Source organism: Acinetobacter sp. Swhac1, assembly GCF_013390985.1.
Lineage (GTDB): Bacteria > Pseudomonadota > Gammaproteobacteria > Pseudomonadales > Moraxellaceae > Acinetobacter > Acinetobacter towneri.
Genome location: NZ_JACASN010000109.1, coordinates 1 through 918, shown reverse-complemented (window position 1 = coordinate 918; position 918 = coordinate 1). Strand labels below are relative to the sequence as shown.

The 918-nt window shown below is 39.5% G+C and carries 1 protein-coding gene; it reads right to left on the bottom strand.

Annotated features, from left to right (window positions below):
* A partial coding sequence (locus HX743_RS16175) for an IS30 family transposase (RefSeq protein WP_178319682.1) occupies positions 1–899 on the bottom strand: 899 nt, incomplete at its 3' end.
* Between the last annotated feature and the right edge of the window lie 19 nt (positions 900–918).

Below are 918 nucleotides of genomic sequence, written 5' to 3'. Positions count from 1 at the left end.
GTTTTTCTAGGACGATGGTTGAGTGCAAATTCTATCTGCTCTATTTGTTCGTTTGACACGTCATCAAACGATGATGATTTTGGCAGATATTGCCGGATTAAACCATTCGTATTTTCATTTCTAGCTCGCTGAATAGACTTGTAAGGATCAGCAAAATACGTCTCTATGCCAGCATCAGTAATTCTTTTGTGTTCGGAAAATTCTTTGCCATTATCAAATGTCACACTATAAGCATGGCTCATTTGTAAACGATCTAATGCACAAGTAATCGTTTGAGAGGATGCTCTCGTTGGCCCTAAATGAACAATATGTACATACAGGCTCTTTCGATCAACGAGAGTCAATAAAGCACCTTTATGATGTTTACCAATCACCGTGTCACCTTCGAAATCTCCTAAACGTTGTCGTTGATCAATGACCTGGTCTCGGCAGTGAATACTTGTTTTATCAATGATTTGCCCCCTACGATCCGTGTTTTTGTAACCGCGTTTTCGATATTTCTTCTGAAGCCTTAAGTGTAGATAAAGTTTACCGCCTTTTGATTTATCTTGATAAATGTACTGGTAAATCCACTCATGTGAAGGTACACCCAGCCAACCGCGTTGTGTTAAAGCACCTGAAATTTGTTCTGGTGACCAGTCCAAACCAATCAAATAATCAATATAAGCGAAGGCAAATGCTGTCATTGATGATGAAGGACGGTACCGTCTTTGACTTGCAAATTTAGCTGCCTGTTGAGCTCTATATCCACGTTGCCCAGTATTTCTTTTTAATTCACGGTAGATGGTTGATCGTGAACGTCCTAACTCCCGAGCAAGGGTAGCGATTGAACTTTTACTTTTCAAAGTAGCATAAATTTCGTATCTTTCATCTTGAGAAAGTTGGGTGTATTTCTTCATTGTGTGCTTTCCAATTGCG